Source organism: Deltaproteobacteria bacterium (assembly GCA_026388545.1).
Taxonomy (GTDB): Bacteria; Desulfobacterota; Syntrophia; order Syntrophales; family UBA2185; genus JAPLJS01.
This window is the reverse complement of the sequence record JAPLJS010000105.1, coordinates 1-17466: the sequence shown is the minus strand read 5'-3', so window position 1 is coordinate 17466 and position 17466 is coordinate 1. Positions and strand designations below refer to the sequence as shown.

General features: G+C 43.8%; 16 protein-coding genes. 5 read left to right on the top strand and 11 right to left on the bottom strand.

The window, feature by feature from the left end; translation table 11 throughout:
• Positions 1–169: 169 nt before the first annotated feature.
• The 8 genes from NTW12_12245 to NTW12_12210 form a co-directional block, all read right to left on the bottom strand.
• Positions 170–460 carry a hypothetical protein gene (locus tag NTW12_12245; protein ID MCX5847105.1) on the bottom strand — a complete coding sequence of 97 codons (291 nt, stop codon included), beginning with the start codon at positions 458–460 and terminating at the stop codon, positions 170–172.
• A gap of 35 nt (positions 461–495) precedes the next feature.
• Positions 496–3642, bottom strand: a complete 3147-nt coding sequence (locus NTW12_12240) for an efflux RND transporter permease subunit (protein MCX5847104.1) — start codon at positions 3640–3642, stop codon at positions 496–498.
• Positions 3629–4756, bottom strand: a complete 1128-nt coding sequence (locus NTW12_12235) for an efflux RND transporter periplasmic adaptor subunit (protein ID MCX5847103.1) — start codon at positions 4754–4756, stop codon at positions 3629–3631. The genes NTW12_12240 and NTW12_12235 overlap by 14 nt, the downstream gene beginning before the upstream one ends.
• A gap of 672 nt (positions 4757–5428) precedes the next feature.
• Complete coding sequence (locus tag NTW12_12230) at positions 5429–6175, bottom strand: hypothetical protein (GenBank protein MCX5847102.1); 747 nt, start codon at positions 6173–6175, stop codon at positions 5429–5431.
• Between the two features lie 112 nt (positions 6176–6287).
• Entirely contained in the window at positions 6288–9041 is a 2754-nt protein-coding gene (locus NTW12_12225) for a tetratricopeptide repeat protein (GenBank protein ID MCX5847101.1), read from the bottom strand.
• A gap of 144 nt (positions 9042–9185) precedes the next feature.
• Positions 9186–9638: a hypothetical protein gene (locus NTW12_12220; GenBank protein MCX5847100.1), complete on the bottom strand. Its 453-nt coding sequence runs from the start codon at positions 9636–9638 to the stop codon at positions 9186–9188.
• 272 nt (positions 9639–9910) lie between these two features.
• Positions 9911–10234, bottom strand: coding sequence for a hypothetical protein (locus NTW12_12215; protein MCX5847099.1), 324 nt, complete (start codon positions 10232–10234; stop codon positions 9911–9913).
• Positions 10235–10826: 592 nt separating this feature from the next.
• A complete protein-coding gene (locus tag NTW12_12210; GenBank protein MCX5847098.1) occupies positions 10827–11711 on the bottom strand; it encodes a PAC2 family protein in 885 nt (294 codons plus the stop codon).
• Between the two features lie 514 nt (positions 11712–12225).
• Between NTW12_12210 and NTW12_12205 the strand changes: the two genes are divergently transcribed.
• Entirely contained in the window at positions 12226–12420 is a 195-nt protein-coding gene (locus NTW12_12205) for a hypothetical protein (protein MCX5847097.1), read from the top strand.
• A 27-nt stretch (positions 12421–12447) separates the two neighbouring features.
• Here the strand turns inward: NTW12_12205 and NTW12_12200 are convergent, their stop codons facing one another.
• The gene (locus NTW12_12200; protein MCX5847096.1) at positions 12448–12741 is read right to left on the bottom strand and encodes a hypothetical protein; all 294 of its coding nucleotides are present in this window, start codon (positions 12739–12741) and stop codon (positions 12448–12450) included.
• Between the two features lie 1016 nt (positions 12742–13757).
• On the opposite strand from NTW12_12200, the gene NTW12_12195 reads away from it, so the two are divergent.
• From NTW12_12195 to NTW12_12185, 3 genes are all read left to right on the top strand, one after another.
• Positions 13758–14084, top strand: a complete 327-nt coding sequence (locus NTW12_12195; protein MCX5847095.1) for a hypothetical protein — start codon at positions 13758–13760, stop codon at positions 14082–14084.
• 92 nt (positions 14085–14176) lie between these two features.
• Positions 14177–14314 (top strand): hypothetical protein, encoded by a 138-nt coding sequence (locus tag NTW12_12190; GenBank protein ID MCX5847094.1) that lies wholly within the window; start codon positions 14177–14179, stop codon positions 14312–14314.
• A gap of 123 nt (positions 14315–14437) precedes the next feature.
• Positions 14438–15736, top strand: a complete 1299-nt coding sequence (locus NTW12_12185; protein MCX5847093.1) for a DUF512 domain-containing protein — start codon at positions 14438–14440, stop codon at positions 15734–15736.
• 73 nt (positions 15737–15809) lie between these two features.
• Here the strand turns inward: NTW12_12185 and NTW12_12180 are convergent, their stop codons facing one another.
• The gene (locus NTW12_12180; protein ID MCX5847092.1) at positions 15810–16325 is read right to left on the bottom strand and encodes a hypothetical protein; all 516 of its coding nucleotides are present in this window, start codon (positions 16323–16325) and stop codon (positions 15810–15812) included.
• 142 nt (positions 16326–16467) lie between these two features.
• Here NTW12_12180 and NTW12_12175 point away from each other — a divergent pair, with 142 nt between their 5' ends.
• Complete coding sequence (locus NTW12_12175; GenBank protein ID MCX5847091.1) at positions 16468–16641, top strand: hypothetical protein; 174 nt, start codon at positions 16468–16470, stop codon at positions 16639–16641.
• 197 nt (positions 16642–16838) lie between these two features.
• On the opposite strand, the gene NTW12_12170 is transcribed toward NTW12_12175, so the two are convergent.
• Complete coding sequence (locus tag NTW12_12170; protein ID MCX5847090.1) at positions 16839–17273, bottom strand: hypothetical protein; 435 nt, start codon at positions 17271–17273, stop codon at positions 16839–16841.
• Positions 17274–17466 lie beyond the last annotated feature (193 nt).

Sequence of the window (17466 nt, the reverse complement as noted above, 5' to 3'; positions counted from 1 at the left end):
TGTTTCAGCGGTTATTCGCTGCTATACCCGGAAATAAATACCCCAACCTAATGTTTTACTCTATCAGCTATTTTGGTCAAATTCTACAAAATATTTCAGAATAATAAGAATTTCCACATAATTTCAGGATAGCTCATCGGTGATGAAGACCGGGATATTTCTCACTTTTTTATATGCTTTCCTCCATGGGAAGGATGAAGCCCTTCACACCGGCCCTTGGATGCTCCTTCTTTAACTGTCTCACCAACTCCGTTATTAAAGGAACTTCTTCGTTCTGGACGGCAACGAAAAGGACATTATTTGCCCCCGGCCAGCAGTGGGTACCCAGTTTTGGTTCCGTTTCTGTCCCTTCACCATGTACTTCTTCCATTTTTGTATAGTGCGAGACGCCGGCTTTTTTAAACACTTCAATGACGTATTTGTCTGCTGCATCGCAATAAACAATTAAAAACATCTTCACTGATCTTGCCCTCCATTTTCTTATGGCATCATTCATTATTCCGTTTTTTCGATTCGCTTTTCTTCCTTTCGCCGAAAGATCCTGATCTTTCTTCTCCCCTTGATTATTTCCTGCAAATCATCAAAGAGATCATAGGCCGCCGGCACAACAACAAGCGTTAGAAACAGGGAGGTAAGAAGACCGCCGATAACGGCAATACCCATGGGCGAACGGGTTTCGGCCCCCTCCCCTAAACCCATGGCAACGGGCAGCATTCCAAAGACCATGGCAAAGGTCGTCATCAAAATCGGCCTCAATCTCACCGGTCCGGCCTGGAGAATTGCCTCTCTCCTCGGCATTCCCCTTTCCCTCAGCGTATTGGTATAATCCACAAGAAGGATGGCATTCTTCTTTACCAATCCCATAAGCAGGATAAGACCGATGAAGCTGAAGATGCTGAGAGTCTTTCCCATCAGCAACAGGGCCCCGAAGGCGCCGATAAAGGACAGGGGCATGGATAGAAGGACAATGAAGGGATGGAGGAAGCTCTCAAACTGAGAGGCGAGAATCATATAGGCCATAATAATGCCGAGGATCAAGGCAAATATTAGGTACTGGAAGGATTCTCCCATTGTTTCCGCCATTCCTTTGTACTTGGGTATGTAATCCAAGGGGAGCACCTTGGCCGCGATGGCATTGAGTTCACTCATCGCCTGCCCCAGGGGCTTTCCCTCGAGGCTCGCAAAGACGGTGATGGCCCGCTGCCTGTCCACACGGTTGATGACGCTGGGGCCGCCTCCTTCCTGGATCCGGATTACATTGGCGAGTTCAACGAGCCTTCCGTCTTTCGCCCGGACGTAAATTCTTCCCAGATCATCAGGATTGGAGCGATCCGCGGCATTAAGCCTTACCCGCACATCATAGCGCCTTCCCCTCTGCTCATCCTTATACTTGGTCACATCCACTTCACCGCTGATCAGGAGATTCACCGCCTCGGCAACGGAGGCCACACTCACGCCCAGATCGGCAGCCTTATCGCGGTCAATGAAGACCTTGAGCTCCGGCTTACCCGCCTCAAGGGAAGTATCAACATCCACAATGCCGGGGAGCTTGGAGAATTCATCCACGATCTGCCTCGTATAGGACTGGAGTGCGGAAAGATCGATACCCCGGATGCTATATTGAATGGGCACGTTTCTTACGCCGCCGCCGACAAGAGAGATGTCCTCGGCTGTTCCTTTGAGACCCGGTATCTCAAGAAACTTCCGTCTCAATTCCTTCTTGACCTGTTCCTGGCTCTTCTTTCTTTCCGACTTCTTCTTTAAATTGACAATCAGGATTCCCTTGTTGATCTGAACGGTGCGGCCGTATCCCTGGATATAGAAGGCCGTCACCACTTCCGGGGTTTGTCTTACGACATCCTCTGCCTTCATAAACATCTCATCAGCCTTGTCCACTGAGTAGTCTGCGGGGGCCTCGAGGCGCACAATAAACCGGCTCTGATCCTCTGGGGGTACGAACTCCTTCCCTATAAACTTCGTAATGAAGATGCTGAAGAAAAAGATCACACCGGCAAGGATGAGAACTATGCCCCGGTGGCGGAGCGACGCATCAAGGAGACTCCGGTACACCGTCTCTGTTTTTTTATACCCTCTCTCCCACCAATCCCCGATCCTGATGAGAGGGGCAAACCGCGAAGGGTTTTTAGGATGATCCTCTGAATGCTTCTCGTGTGCCTTGAGGAAAAGCGATGCCATCATGGGGGTCAACGTAAAAGAGACGATAAGAGAGACAAGAACGGCAAAGACTACAGTGAGAGCAAACTGCAGGAAGAACCGTCCGATAATTCCCTTCATGAAAGCCACGGGGAGAAAAATCGCGACTATGGCAAAAGTGGTGGCCATGACGGCGAGCCCGATCTCGGAGGTGGCAAAGGAGGCCGCCTCTCCGGGGGCCATCCCTTCCTCGATATGGCGGTGGATATTTTCGATGACGATGATGGCGTCGTCGATGAGAATCCCGATGGAGAGCGAAAGGGCCAGCATGGTCATGTTGTTGAAGGTAAAATTGAACGCCCGCAGCAGTGCGAAAGTAGCAATCACCGAGACAGGAAGCGCCATGGCGCTGATGAGCGTAATTCTCCAGTTTCGCAGGAATATAAAGACTGCCAAAACGGCAAGGAACCCGCCGAAGATCAAGTGGTGCTGAACTTCATTGATGGATCTATTGATAAAGGTGGACTGGTCAAAGGCAATGCCAATCTCCATACCGGGGGGAAGGGTTTTCTTGATAATTTCAAGTTCCTTTTTGACGCGGTTCACCACCTCTACCGTATTGGTTCCCGACTGTTTCTGCACGCCCAGGCCAACCGATGGAATACCGTTGAACCTCGAAACGGTGCGTTTTTCCTGCATCCCGTCTTCGGCCTTTCCGATATCCCGGAGCCTTACCGGTGCGCCTTTGTAATAGGCCACAATCAAATCATTAAAGTCGTGAACCTTGGAAAACTCCCCTTTAATTTTAACTTCATACTCTTTTGAGGTGCTCTCGATCCGCCCTCCGGGGAGTTCGAGGTTTTCACGCTGCAGGGCCTGCATGATATCGCCGGGGGCGACCCCATAAGCCCTCATCCGGTCTGCATCGATCCAGATCCTCACCTGCCTGAGGCGTAATCCGTAAAGCCTTATGGCGCCGACTTCATTAATCCGCTGAAGTTTCTCTTTTAAAACCTCGTCGGCATAGGTTGAAAGATCCCGGATTGGTTTGTTCCCCATAAGATTGAGCCAGATTACGGGATTGGCATCAGGATCGACCTTCTCGATAATTGGCTCATCAATATCCGTCGGAAGTTTGGAGCGGATCGTTGAAATCTTTTCCCTTACGTCCTGTACGGCAAGATCGATGTCCCTCTCCAGGACAAACTCCACCGTAACGACAGAGGCTCCCTCCACACTCATCGAGGTGATCGTCTTAACACCGTTTATGGTATTGACCGATTCCTCAATCTTGTCCGTTACATCGATATCCATGATCTCGGGACTTGCGCCTTTGAGGGTCGTGGTGATATTGATAATGGGGAAATCGACCTTGGGAAAGAGATCCACACCAATATCCGGGTAGCTGACAACCCCTAAAACGACCAGCGCCACAATAAACATGGTCGCGAAAACGGGGCGTTTTATAGAGGTATTAGCGAGCCACATTCATTTTCACCCCTTCTGCAAGATTATTCTGACCGGCCACAACGACCATTTCTCCTTTTTGTATTCCTTCTACAATTTCCAGATATTCTCCGTACTTAGTACCGATTTTTACCGGTCTTTCCTTTGCCCGTTCACCCTCAGCTATAAAGACCTTAACCCGTGAATCTTCATAAAGAACCGCCGTGATCGGTACAACAACAATATCTCTTGCCTGTCCGGTATAGAGGGTCACCTTGGCGAATAGTCCCGGTTTTAACCGGTTATCGTGATTGGGAACGAGTGCTTCGACCTGAAGTGTTCTGGTCTTTTCTTCCAGGCTTGGGTAGATGGTACCGAGTCTTCCTTTGAACTCCGTATCCGGATACGTATCGACCTTGAAAAGAACATCCTGGCCTATCTTTAGCTTTCCCATATCCTTCTCAGGTACGGTAAAACTCAATTTTAACGGATCCGTCTGCACGATCCATAAGAGTTGCGACCCATTTCTGACGTAATCCCCTTTCGTTAGCCTTTTTTCCCTGACAATACCCTCCAATGGAGAATATATTTTTGTTTTTGAGAGTTTTTCTTTCGCAAGCGAAAGGCTTGCCTTAGCCCTGTCTAACTCCCCATCCGCGAGGGCGAGGCGGGCCGATATATCATCGAACTGCTGCTTTGTCACAAGCTCCTCTTTATAAAGGGACGCCTTCCGCTCATACTCCAGTTTCGCATTGGCAAGGGACGCCTTTGCCTGCCTCAGCGCTGCATCAGCCCTGTTAACCTCAAGACGATAATCAGTCTCATTGATTTCTACTAGGACCATTCCCTTCGAGACCGACGATCCCTCATTAACCCTGAGATTTTTAACAATGCCATCCACTTCGGAGCTCACAATGACCTCTTCATTTGGTTTCAATGAACCTATCGTCTCCACAAAAGGTCGGAAAGATTTCATTTCCGCTGCCAAAACCTTCACATTCATAACCTTCTCTTCCGTGACTTTCGCTTCATTTTTTGTGCACCCTAAATTCATAACAACAAAAATCAGAAACAAAAGTGAAATAATTGCTATGGCTTTAAATTTGTCAGCATAACCCTTATTCCATCGTTTCGAGAGCGAATGTCGCCTTAGCATGAATGTTTCCTCCTTGAATTTTGAATCACGAGCTGAAGCTCTATCTCTTTCCTCTTTGGTTTCTCCATACCTGAGCCATAATTCAAATAATAGAACAATTGTTCAAATAATGAATTGCCGCTCACAATTATATCAATGCGTGCTTTAGTCAAGAAAAAAAAGACATATTTTTCTTCGATAATAACTTCCTTTCATATATCCCTTTTTGATCACAATTCATGCGCAATTCAGACGGACCTCTCCCGCACGCCTCAAATGCTCAAAGCGTTATGACTGCTTGTGCCCTTCAGGGTAGATGTCTTCATCCCAGGAATATTCAGGGTCGCGGTATGAACATTACGAAGCGAAACGTTGGATAGCCGAGCTGAAACCAAAAAACAACATTACGGAAGTTAACGAAAGAGGTCGTTTGTTTAGTTTGCCTACTTATCAACGCTCTTGATTTCACAGACGGGTACTCTGTTATTTATTGAAGTCGTTAATTTGGGGGAAAGCGTTTGGGTAGCAGATTTCAACCCGTACTGCTTAATAAAAAAACATGCGCCGGTTATTGTGTGCACCTACAACTACACAGTGGTGGGCAGTTATCAGGACTGAGGATTACGAATCGAAATAGAGTAACACGCGGGTCAGCCGGAGCCGGATTTATAGGCGATTAGCTGCACCCACTCCTTAGGTACCTTTTGGCCTGACATGGATCTCAAACGAAGATGGTTCTGTCTGAGAACCATGCTCAATACTCACCCCATATGGCTCTTTCCTGATCTCAGAATCGTAGGGCTCACTGAAATAGTCAGGTACCGTTTCCTGCAATGTTAAAAGTACCTCATGGGCAATTTGCCGGAGACAGGGCATCTCGGGGTAAAGCATAGGGTACCTTTTCCCACCCTTGATGGCCGTGAACCCAACAATGTTTTTTCTTGAAAGTTCTGCATAGACCTCTTCGAGGTCAGGGTCAACGTGTGCTCCGCCATCTGTGTCAGCTACATTCAGTATAAGGTTTCGCCGGGAGAAGAATCTCTTCTCTGTGCTGGCTACAGCAACGATAACAGGGTGTGACCACCACTTATTGAAATCGTTTCTCTTTAGTTCTCCGGCTGGCACTCCTTTCGGAACAAGCCAAGGAATGCGCCCAGACGGTTCATCAAATTGGATAGAAACCAGCCCGACATGGCTCACCAAGTTTTCAGGGTCATAGGGGACGGCAGTATCCACCCATGAGATATCACGCAAGTGAAGCTGCCCGAGTAGCGATCTTGATTTCATTGTTTCGTGTAATAAAATTCTCAATGTGCCTGCCAGGCGTTTCGCCTCAGCGTGACGCCCATCATCGTACAATCTGCACGACGTGATAAGAAAACCAATCTGTTCTTTAAGCTGGTTCTCAATTTCAGTCTTTGATTGCTTCACTCTTGCCATTGGTTTTCCTGTACCTAACGTCGAATTCACCCGCCGCGGAAACAGCCGGGTGGAATGAGCGGTCAGCTAAGTTTTTGGATCAAATTCTAATATCTTTTGCATTTGGCTGTTTTTACCAATGTTCTTTTATCATTTTTAAAATTTCCTGAGCATCTTCATTTCCAAGCCTTGCCGCAACCTTATAGTCAATAATCGCCCGTTGAAGATCTTTTAAATCATTATAAGTGTTAGCGCGACTAAAATAAAAAAAGGCCTCTTGTGGATTGAGTTCAATAGCCTTATCGAAATCCTTTATCGCCTGTTGATAGGATCTCATTTCGCGATAAGTTCTCCCCCGGAAAGCGTAAGCAAGATAATATTTCGAGTCAATTTCGATAGCCTTATTAAAATCCTCTATGGCTTGTATGTTTTTCCCCAATTTATGATAGCTACTTCCACGTTGGAGGTAAACATATTTGCTCTTATTGCCGAGTTCAATCGCAGAACTATAATCAGTTATCGATTGCTGATAATTACCAAGCTCGACATAGATATAGCCGCGCCCATTGTACAATTCTGTATCGAAGGGAGAAAGTGCAATGGCGGCATCAAAATCCTTTATAGCTTTTTGATAATTCTTTAATTCACGGTAGGCATCCCCGCGCTTGCTATAAGCTTTTACCATTTTAGGATCCAGCGCGATAACACGATCATAATCTTTAATGGCTTCTCTGTACTTCTTGAGTTCTCGAAAAGCAGTGCCACGCTCAAGATACGCGTCAATATAAGTGGGGGCAATCTTGATTGCTTTACTGAAAGCATCTATGGCTCGTTCATAATTTTCTGATTCGAAAAAAGCTTTACCAATGACGAACCATTCTTTTTCTTTTGAAATTACTGGTACCACCATTACTTTATCTACTTGAGCAAACCTTTTTTGAAACTGGGGATACTTCTTTTGAAGAATTTGAAATTTATTTGGAATATCGTGACAGTCTTCGTAGAATATATCCTTGAGGACGCGTTGATTGCTCTTGTCGTTTTTTTTGCATTCGTTTAAAATGGACCGGATTGATCCCCTCCAATCTTTTGGATCCAGTACGGCCACTTTTTCAAAATCTTTTAATGCATTTTGATAACTATCTCTTTTTAGATAATAAATACCGCGTAAAATATAAATTTCAGACTTTTGTGGATTTATGTCTATGGCTTGGTTCAAGTCACTTAGGGAATTTCTATAATCACCCATGCTTCTATAAATAATTGATCGCATGACATAAAGAGCTGACCTAATTTCCACATCTCCGGAATCTTTTTTTGTACCATCGGTGCATTCAATCAGGGCTCTATTATAATTTTTCATCTGATAGTAACATAAACACCGAAATACATAACCTTCTAATAACAACCTGTCGGAATTCTGAGGCATAATACGTATGGCTAATGCAACATCCTCATTAATAGCTTGAATGGCGTCACCGTATCGACTACGTTTAAGTAATCGCTCGGCTCTTGATACAGGAGCCGCATCGGGATCCACTTTAATAGCCTCTATTAAATCCTGCTCAGCATGTTCTTTATCACCAATATTTTCATAAATTTCCCTCCTTGCTAAGTAGAGTTCTGACTTGTCACCATCCTTCTTATTTGTTTCTGGGGCTACGGTTATTACGGTTTTTTGAGCGGCAGCGGACATAGCGGGTTCAGCAGGCCGCAGCTGCTTATAATTATTTATGGCCATGGTATAGTCTTGAAGAGCCTGATGATATTTTTTTAGCTCAACAAATAACTGCCCGCGAGATCTATAATTATGCCATGTTGGATTTAATTCTATAATTTTATCATAATCTCTAATAGCCAATTCATAGTCGAACTCTATTACCTTAGTAATATATTCAATTGCCTGTTCTAAACCAGATATTCCAAATTCTTCTGATTCGCATGATGTTGTATTTAAATAAATATAATCACGATCATTAGGAGCTAATGTAATTGCACGATAATAGTCCTTCATCATTTGGTCGCATTTGCCGAGTTTTGCATAAGTCCCCGCTCGCTGTTGGTAAGCTCTAACCAATTCAGGATTCAACTCAATAGCCTTATTAAAATCATGGAGGGATTTCTGATATTGTTCATTATAATAATAGGCAACACCCCTTTCAACATATGCTTCCGTGTAATGTGGGTTCAATGAAATGGCCTTACTGAAAGCAAAAATTTGACGCTCGTAGGTTGCTTTCATGTTTGCGCGGTATTGATCATCGAATTTAATTGATGAGACGTCCTGAAATAGACTTACATCTGAAAGCATGCCAAGGTTAAACCATTCAATAGCATTCACTGAGTTGATCATCTTTTCATATTCGTTTTGTTTCTTGCGAAATGCTTTTGTTTTTTTATTCTTCGAAGTTCTTAATTCCTCGCGCAGATTTTCAACTTGCTTAAACAAATCATCTGATTTCCTTTTCGCTTGCTCCAATTCTTTTATTTTCTGTCGATCCTTGCGTAGATTATCTATAGCCTTGGCAACATCATCCGGGTTGGCGGTAATTTTGGCTAATAGGTAATAAGCTTTCCCATCCCATTTTTCATCGACGACTTGTACTCTAACGATGCCAGCCGTTAAGACAATGATCTGATCTTTCGTCAGTTGAAAGTTGTTGACCTCAGTTAAACTTTCCAGATAAGTGCCGATCTCTTCCAACAGGAGTCTCTTTACCTGTTCCAAAGCAAGCGTTCTGCACGATGCCTTGCTGTCAAATTCACTGGCTTGATAGGTGTATTCCCGAACAAAAGTTTTTGTTTCGGCGAGTGTAGGTGAAACAGATGCAAAAAAGAAAAGTGAGGCAATAATATAAAATTTTATTAGTTTCATCATCATCTCCATCGAAGCACAAAACCCCGCTCTCTTTTAATAGAAACGGGGTTTCGGTAATCAGACCATGTTATCTTCAAGTAAGGTTAAAGGCTTCAGAATTTCACTTTCTCTTATTTATACATGTGTTTTTCAAGTATCACCATTAACGAAAAGCTAAGTGTTTTTCCACTTTGCAGGATCAATCTTGAAATCTTCATTTTCGAGGCGACGCAATTCCTGGAAGCTCTCACTCCTGCTCTTAATTTCGGTCCATGCGCGATGAAAAGCAGGAAGGCGTAGGTTTGCTTTAATGCCGGCCAACCAAAACCACCAGACCTCTTCACTGATGCGGCCGCGTTGTCTAAGAGACACCTGCTCGTTTGTTAGGTCGATGTATCTGAACAACTTGCCGAACGACTCCTGATACTCTGTTTCTGAAAGATCCTCGCCCAACATCGCCTTGGTTGGAATGGCACCTGCAAGATCTCGATACTCTTTGGCCAAGCCGTCTTCAAATTGAACTTGAGCAATTTTTTTCGACAGGCGGAACTGCTGAAAAGCAAATATCACACCTCCCGCAGCTACTGTTGCAGCTATGGCAGTAACCCATTCAGGAATGCATGACATAAGAAATCTCCAAAGCCACTATAAAAGGTTGATTGAATTAATTGGTAGAACTTACCTTTTTATGGCGGAATTATAGGGGGAGATTTTCTTATATGTCAAGGTAATTCTTTGGAAAAACATAGAAGACATCGCTGCTCGACACCCACATATACGTCTGTAAGCATTACGCATTGAATTCTTGTATCCATGCGAGAGAGGCAGGCCTATTGACTTCAGGAAGGAGCCTGTACGTTCCAGGGAAAAAAAATAGGCTTTCTTGCATATACGCGCTTTCAAACTGGATTCAATAAGCTGACCCGATCAGTTACCTCTCGCTTTGTATTTGTTATCAGTAATGCTGATCTTGATAAAATATGAATAAAGCCGGTGCGTTGTACAGTAGAGTAGAGAGCTGGCGTAGTAGCTGAGTGCTCTATTTCCAGCTCCCCCTCATCAAACCGGACGTTCGGTTTTCCCGAATACGGCTTTCCAATCATCTTCTTCCAGAGGCTTTCGCTTTCGCTTGGCCTTCCGGCATAGCTTCCACCGGAGTTCCCGAAACCTTTGGAGTTGATAGCGTTACCGCAATCTCCTTTCCTTCTCTCCTTCAGAAGCATGATGAAGGTATTGCCCCTTCCCTCTCTCAAGGTTATGTTGTCCTTGAGATACAAGCGGTACTATGGGCACATCCGACTCCCTTTAAGACCCGATGGAACTTCGTTTCCTTATATCCATCAGTTGCATATCTGCATCTCAAAGGGTCTCCCGTGCTACCCCGCATGGCTTCCCCTGCGTGTCACCCCTGCCACCCCGGAAGTCCACTTGTTGCATACGCTCGTTATTGTTCACAACAGGTGTATCAGCCTTCCCCTAACGTCCAGAGGGTCGACGACTCCCTTGATTATCACGAGGCTACATATGGGTTCGCTTTCGCTGCAACCCGCAGGTTTGCTTGGCTCACTTAAATGAGCCGTTGTCAGGGAACTTAATGCTTTGGGTTACCCCTCACACCTCCCTCTTGCTACATGGGTGAACGAGCTGAATTCCCATGATTGGACTTTAACCAACAAGTCATACGTTCTACACGGCATACGGACATCCTTAAAATTATAAAATTGTCAGCCAAGCCGGATACTCGCAAAGTCGCAAGTTGGAGAGGCAAAGCCACAAAGTAACTGGTGATAGAAAGGTTAGGGGGGTATAGGGGGACTATGCTTTCCCTATATCTTTTCCTATTATTTTCCAGAAGATTTCTTCCATTTCGAAAGTCAGGCGTGGTGTTCCCCCTTCCTCCATCGCTTTGATCCGCATGTCATACGCGCTTTCAAGTTGAGGCAGGAGCATTTTAATCTCCGGAGAGTTTTCCATTCTTGCGCTGATGAAATTGCGCTGCTCCAGAGCCTTTTCGAAGTCTTCTTTATCGAAGGGGATGTTATAAAGTACGTTCAATATTTCCATCAGCCTGACCTTTCCCAGATAATCCTCCTCCAACACAATGTACTGGGGCAGAGAGACGATGAACACGATTGCTTCAATCCCTGATTCCGCTGCCTCTTTCGTGATCAGATTCGCAATGGTTGAAGGGCCGTGATAAGTAATGGGCAGGGCGCCGGCTTTCCTGACATCCTGGCGCGCTTTTTCTCCCATTCCATATCCGCTGACGAGTAAAGGTCTGGTGTGAGGTACCATATCATACATACTTCCCAGAAGAATATATTTCCTCGCTTTGAAAGTTTTGAGAAGCTTCAAAACAGAACTAATATAGAGCTCTGAATGGGCATGAGGTTCAAGGAGGCGAAGCAAGAGAAGATCATTCTGTCCTTCTCTTCTCGCATAGTGAATTGTTGTATTGGGAATGGACAGGTCACGAATACCCTCTTCGAGATGGATAATAGGCCGGTATCTCGTGAAGTCGTAGAAGTGGCCCGGTTTGGATAGCTTCCCCAATTCCGTGACCCCGTATCGCGCCTCCAGTTCGTTCAGGACCAGACTTCCAACATTGTTGACATCTATCCATGGCCGAAGGGTAGCAAGGACGTAAGGCTCATTGCACTCTGGAACAGGGTCACGTAATTGAAAACCACCTATTCTCACGAACGATCCCTCCCGCCTGATAACGTACTTCTGTTGTCGATCATCCTCAACACATTACCATAAGATGAATTGTTTATCATTTGAAGATCTCTCAATTGGGGTACAATAGTCGACGTCGATAAAATTATATGTCGTTCTTTTTACTGATAGGAATTTGCTTTTCAGCATGCGATATGAATAACACAAGAAAAGCATACTATCAATACGAAAGTGCCTATTTTATGGTTAAAAACCCGAGGCTGAACGGATGCCTTTAAGGCAAGGTGTCAAGCAATAGTGATTCGTCACTTAAAGAATTATTGAATACCATTTATAATGTTGCATATCAAAAGGATATAATAAAAACAGCATTATAGTAAGCAATGAACAAATTTCACCTGCACATTTTTTTCAAAGTGAGTTACCGGTAAGGATTAGAATTTTTCACCTATGAGGCTTCGCAATTGCAATATAATCATTGACAAAAATTCCTGTTTTGCATATCATGGGTTATGAAGGAGGTAGGTAATATGGCGTGTGGAGTAAAAAGTTGTGGAGCAACAAAGGCAGCACCGAAGAAGGATACAAAAAAGGCAACGACAAAGAAGGCAACGAAAACCAAGAAATAGGTATAGAGGGCTGCCCCTCCATATTTTTTTCTGACTTTCAAATGGAAAATCCTGAAAAATGCTATGGAGAGCACCTGTACAAGCAAAGAAAAGAAGAATAGCAAGATAGAGTCTATTCCGCATAATGGTTATTGACCCCCTCTGTGTTCCATCTGGGTGGTTGCTACATGGATATGCCGGGTTTCATTGTCCTCTACTTTTGACGATATTGGTGGTTTACATATCTTGCATGGCTGATACCCCGCCTTTAAAGCCTGTTCGGAACTGCCGAATTTGATGAGGTTCTTCGGGCTTATCTTCTGTGCGTATTGACAGGATGGATAATGGTATTTGTTGGAGTTCTTAGAAGCCCAGAATTCGGCACCAAAGGCAAAAGTTGCAAAGAATAGAAGGATAATACCAATTGCCAATAGCTTTTTCATAATACACCTCCTTCATTTCATTGTACGCTGCAAAAAATGTGAGTCAATAGAATAAACGGAAGCTTAAACGCTAAAGAAAAAAACAAGCAGGTATAGCCAAAAAACATTTAGGGGGAATGCCTTTTTGGAGGAAAAACATGACGGAGAGAACGGTGAGGATGGGAACATATGAAACCGTTGTTCAGGGACATTTTACTTCCCTGAAAAGGGGACAAAACAAAAACTTGTTGACAATTACACCTTCATATCGGTTTCGCCAGGAAGGACAATCCCCTACCACCCCGCTATCTCTGTAATATATATATATATACATTAAGAGCGAACAAAAACAACATTAACCCGCCTAAAATCTTCTTGTCTCTTCTTGACACCTTCACTTTGCTACCTCTTAGCCTTTTTGAGATTGTGCCATGGTCGTCTTGACGGATAGTTCGCTTTATTTCCTTCTCGAATTTTAAAAGCGTTATATACAGGGGCAAATTCAAGATTGGTGTAGTAACCTAACGGAAGTGGGTCGAAGCCGGGCCGTGATGTGGACTTTTGAAGCCAAACAAGACCACAATAACTGCATCTCCATATTTGATTGTCGGTGTCTCTCTTTCGAGCCAAAATTACTTGAGGTATCTCTATCTGTTCTAATGAGACTTCGTGCAAACGATCGGCATGACCCCCGGAACAACCAAGGGCTGGGCAATGTGGCTGAAATTTCTTAGCTAGTGACATTTCTGCTCCTTGCTCACTTGTCTTATTCTACTGCAATTTCGATTCATTTTCAAACTTAATTTGCAGGTAAGATGATCTATTGCCGGTTGAAGTGTTGGATATTCGACAAGTTTGACAGGAACTCAATTACAGCTTGCTATGTTGCAGTTAATAGTTGAGCCAAAGGAGAAATACAGATATCCTCCTCACTACAGCTGTTTATTCCAACAAAAATTCAAGGAAGCAACAAACAATATTCGAAGCCATCTTTTTCAAAATCTGCGGTAGAGGAATTGTCACAGGATGTGGGGCTTATGCTTATATCGGCTGTGATAGATTCTGAGTGCGAGCGGATTGCCGGCAGGAAGAACGTAAGGAATCCTCTGAGGACAGCAAACTGGTGGGGAAGCCAGCTCAGTCCAGTGTATTACGATGGGCAGAAGGTATTGATAGACCGGCCTCGTTTAAGAGGCGTAGACAATAAAGAGATACCGCTAAACACACACAAGGAAGGCATTTCAAAACCCCAAGAAGATGAAACAGGCAGTATGGAGAGGCTTAACCCATCTGCTGCGGCAAGCCTGAAGGAAGGTCTTGAGGAGACCTTACTGTGCACCGTTTGGGCGTCACAGGGCTTTTAAGGAAGACCCTCTCGACTACAAACCCTGTAGAATCCTGCTTCTCTGTGACCCGCACCATCACTGGACGAGTGAAAAGATGGAACGGCGGGGATATGGTTCAGAGGTGGGCTGTGGCAGCGCTCTTACGGGCAGAGAAGAAGTTCAAGCGTGTGAAGGGTTATAGGGAAATTCCAAAACTCATCGCTGCCTTAGGGCAAAAAAATCTTGACTGGAAGGAGGTGGCTGCTTAATAATATGGGCAAGAGAGTCCTTCCTACTTCAACTAAAGGAAGGGACAACATCTCTGTGGATGACCGCAGGGATTACAATACTCTCCGGACTTCACTACATTTATAGGGGGTTAAAGCTGACGCATGCAGGCTAAAAACAGCATAAAAATAGATAATATTCATCCAGGCGGTCTGGCCGAAAAATCGGGTCTTCTCCCTGGCGATATTCTCCTCTCCATAAACTCCCATAAACTGCGTGACCCTATTGATTTCATATTCTACAGTACTGACGATAACCTCGTAATAGAGGTAAAACGGGATGGAAAAAATTTTAACATCCGTATAGTCAGAAAGGACAATAAGGAATTTGGGGTAGATTTTATACCTTTCAAGGTCATGACATGTAAAAATAACTGCATATTCTGTTTTGTCAAACAACTTCCAAAAGTGTTGAGGAAAACACTCTACATAAAAGATGAAGACTACAGGATGTCATTCCTTTACGGGAATTACATCACGCTCGCAAATCTGAGCAAGGAAGACAGAAGACGCATTATTGAGCAGAGGTTAAGTCCACTATATATTTCCGTTCACTCAACAAATAGACCGCTAAGGAACAAGCTTCTTGGAAATGCAAAGGCCGCTGACATCATGAAGGAGCTTCAATTCCTTGCCGACAACAAGATAAGATTTAATATACAGATTGTGCTTTGCCCGGGCTACAATAGCGGGAAGGAGTTGCAGCGGACTCTCGGTGATCTTTACAGGTTTTATCCCCATGTCCTGTCCATCGCGGTTGTACCCGTTGGTCTGACCATGTTCAGAAAACATAATAACATTCGACCTGTTGAGAAAGCAGATGCAGAACATACAATAAAAATCGTGGAATCATTTCAGAAGAGGTTCAGAAAGAAACATGGCAACCCAATTATATACTGTGCGGATGAGCTATATTTAAAAGCAGAACACCAATTTCCACCCTTAAAGGAATACGGAGATCTACACCAGATAGAAAATGGTGTCGGAATGGTACCACTTTTTATGAATCAGGTAAAAAAAACCCAACTTCCTAAGACACTACAGCGAAAAAAGAAATTTCTTACCTTCACCGGTTTATCGTTCTATCCTTTTCTTAAAAAGTTTTTAGAAAGACTCTCTGAGAAAGAAAACCTTAATATTGATGTAGTATCTGTTGAGAACAAGTTTTTTGGAACATCTATTACAGTTGCAGGATTGCTAACAGGGAGGGATGTAATAAAAGCAGTATTGGATAGAATAGAGAGTCATGAAACTATACTTATACCCGATGTGGTTCTCAATGAAGAAAATAGATTTCTGGACGACATTACTCTAAATGATGCGGAAGAGGCACTTGGTATCCCTGTAAGAAAGATTAAATCAACGCCGGAGGGACTCATTAAAGGAATAGCCGAGGGAAAATAGACATTCTAACCCGACAGAGCACGACAGAGCAAAAATATGTTAGGAACTTTTTAAAAGTGGACTCCCTTACGATTTAAAAGTGGACTCCAGGGAACCCGTTTAGTGGGTAAACGACAGACTGCACCATCTGAGCCTCCCACCATATTCGAATCTCTAGAGCATCTCTCTGTATATCAGGAATAAGATGAACTTCAACCTCTTTTCTCAGTGGCACATCTGGCACTGCTATTTCATGATTAAACAGAGAAATTTTCCGATAGCCATTGACCACCCTTCTCTCCCGTAAGCAGAAGACATCCTTGATTGAAGTATAGGGCTTGGGCAAGACAAAGGGTCTAAATAAGCTGTTTCCTTCTCTCCTCGCCTTCTCAAAGCGGATAGCTGGAATCTCCCCAGTGGCAGAATGAACTTGATGATTATTGTAACGATCCACCTCTTCTTTCAAGACAGCCCGAACCTCTTCAATGGCGGTCAGCTTCTGTATGGCACAGGTCCTGACGATTCTATCCTGTAACCAGCGATAGGGTCTTCGACCTTCAATCCACTTTTGAAGAATTAACAGTCCACTTTTCAGGCAAAAACAGTCCACTTTTAAAAAATTTTTAACACTTTTACACAGAGAATTTGACAAAGCTCCCGGGAAACGTTATTTTTTAATATGCTGTCAAAGGATTATAGTAAGTTTGGTGAGGGTCGTTCTTTATTGACTAACAAGAAGGAGGTATTTAAATATGGCAAAAATTGGTGAAGTTACGTTAGAAATGACTGGTGATGTTAAGAAGACAGAGAACATGAAGGTTAGTCTGCGAGTTAGTTATTCGGACAAAACAAAGGAAGTTGTGTTCAAGCCCTCCGAAGATCTGAAAAAGGGCGATAAAGTAAAAATCACTGTTGAGAAGATATAATTCGGGGGAGGATCTTTCCTAAATCCTTTGGGTCGCCCCACAGCTTCTCAAGTATAACTTATAACCTTTAAACTTGACACCCCATACCATTAAAATTTTGGGCTGGTTCTTCTATCTCCTGATGAGAGGGCCAGCCTTTTTTCTTTATTCGGTTTTCTTAATAAAAAAACCGTTAGTATCGTTCAAAACTTGTGGCATCATGATATCTTAACCGATTCTATATGGATGTTGAAGTAGTTTTTTATCCCAAGTTTGTTTCTCCAGTATTGCTCCCATTTCTCTCTGGAGTATTGTCTGATCATGATCATTTTAGAGATATTTGTTGCTCCCATATCGGACCATCCCCAGGCTATTTTCTTTAGACGGCGTCCTAATTCTCTAAAGAGACGTTCCAGGATGGATGTTGTCTTTGGAGCAATTACCCCTGTTTTCAGCCAGAGTTCAATATTGGTAAAAATACGGTCTGACAGTTTCTCAAGGTAAGACGCCCCGTGCCGATACCCCTTACTGTAAAATGTCTGTACCAGTTCCTTGATCTCTGCCTTGCTTTTTTCATAGCTGGTTTTTACCTGTTCCTTGTCTTCTTCTTTCAGGATCTCAAAATCACCCTCAGGTAGTTCTATGCCTATCAACTGTTTGATTTTATCTGTTTCCGGTTGACTCTCTTTCTTCTTTATTCCATCTTCTTAAGAGGGCATGATACAGTCCTCGTGGACCATGCCATGTTAAAGTGGACCCTTTCGTCAAGACAATTTTTTGCCATTTTTAAGTTACAGCCCTGTATACAATAATGTACATTATTAACAACATAATCGCCGCCGTCAA

What these genes read in the sequence shown, in the direction of transcription:
- NTW12_12185 (MCX5847093.1), top strand. Translation starts at nt 14,438, where the DNA reads ATGCAGGCTAAAAACAGCATAAAAATAGATAATATTCATCCAGGCGGT.
- NTW12_12200 (MCX5847096.1), bottom strand. Translation starts at nt 12,741, where the DNA reads ATGAAAAAGCTATTGGCAATTGGTATTATCCTTCTATTCTTTGCAACT.
- NTW12_12240 (MCX5847104.1), bottom strand. Translation starts at nt 3,642, where the DNA reads ATGTGGCTCGCTAATACCTCTATAAAACGCCCCGTTTTCGCGACCATG.
- NTW12_12190 (MCX5847094.1), top strand. Translation starts at nt 14,177, where the DNA reads ATGGTTCAGAGGTGGGCTGTGGCAGCGCTCTTACGGGCAGAGAAGAAG.
- NTW12_12215 (MCX5847099.1), bottom strand. Translation starts at nt 10,234, where the DNA reads ATGCTTCTGAAGGAGAGAAGGAAAGGAGATTGCGGTAACGCTATCAAC.
- NTW12_12195 (MCX5847095.1), top strand. Translation starts at nt 13,758, where the DNA reads ATGCTTATATCGGCTGTGATAGATTCTGAGTGCGAGCGGATTGCCGGC.
- NTW12_12230 (MCX5847102.1), bottom strand. Translation starts at nt 6,175, where the DNA reads ATGGCAAGAGTGAAGCAATCAAAGACTGAAATTGAGAACCAGCTTAAA.
- NTW12_12220 (MCX5847100.1), bottom strand. Translation starts at nt 9,638, where the DNA reads ATGTCATGCATTCCTGAATGGGTTACTGCCATAGCTGCAACAGTAGCT.
- NTW12_12175 (MCX5847091.1), top strand. Translation starts at nt 16,468, where the DNA reads ATGGCAAAAATTGGTGAAGTTACGTTAGAAATGACTGGTGATGTTAAG.
- NTW12_12225 (MCX5847101.1), bottom strand. Translation starts at nt 9,041, where the DNA reads ATGGAGATGATGATGAAACTAATAAAATTTTATATTATTGCCTCACTT.
- NTW12_12235 (MCX5847103.1), bottom strand. Translation starts at nt 4,756, where the DNA reads ATGCTAAGGCGACATTCGCTCTCGAAACGATGGAATAAGGGTTATGCT.